Consider the following 863-nt stretch of genomic DNA (forward strand, 5'->3'; position numbering starts at 1 on the left):
ATGGCAAAAGAAAAGTTTGAACGCGTAAAACCGCACGTAAACGTTGGTACAATCGGCCACGTTGACCACGGTAAAACAACTCTAACAGCAGCAATCACTAACGTACTTGCAAAAGTATACGGTGGTGTAGCTAAAGACTTCGCATCAATCGATAACGCTCCAGAAGAGCGTGAGCGTGGTATCACAATCTCAACTTCACACGTTGAGTACGATACTCCAACTCGTCACTACGCACACGTAGACTGTCCAGGACACGCCGATTATGTTAAAAACATGATCACTGGTGCTGCTCAAATGGACGGCGCAATCCTAGTAGTTGCTGCGACTGACGGTCCTATGCCACAAACTCGTGAGCACATCCTACTTTCTCGTCAGGTTGGTGTACCTTACATCATCGTATTCATGAACAAATGTGACATGGTTGACGACGAAGAGCTACTTGAGCTTGTTGAGATGGAAGTTCGTGAACTTCTTTCTGAGTACGACTTCCCAGGTGATGACTTACCACTAATCCAAGGTTCAGCGCTTAAAGCGTTAGAAGGCGAGAAAGAGTGGGAAGACAAAATCGTTGAGCTTGCAGAAGCACTAGATTCTTACATCCCAGAGCCAGAGCGTGACATCGATAAGCCATTCATCATGCCTATCGAAGACGTATTCTCAATCCAAGGTCGTGGTACTGTTGTAACTGGCCGTGTTGAAGCTGGTATCATCAACGTGAATGACGAAGTTGAAATCGTAGGTATCAAAGAAACTACGAAGACAACTTGTACAGGTGTTGAGATGTTCCGTAAGCTTCTAGACGAAGGTCGTGCGGGTGAGAACATCGGTGCACTTCTACGTGGTACTAAGCGTGAAGACGTTGA

Annotated in this window: 1 protein-coding gene; it reads left to right on the plus strand. The window is 46.1% G+C overall.

What is annotated here, in order from left to right:
• Positions 1-863: elongation factor Tu (tuf, locus tag AUR67_RS03080; RefSeq protein ID WP_058584085.1), on the plus strand; the 863-nt coding region annotated here is incomplete at its 3' end.

The organism is Pseudoalteromonas sp. XI10, assembly GCF_001469895.1.
Lineage (GTDB): Bacteria > Pseudomonadota > Gammaproteobacteria > Enterobacterales > Alteromonadaceae > Pseudoalteromonas.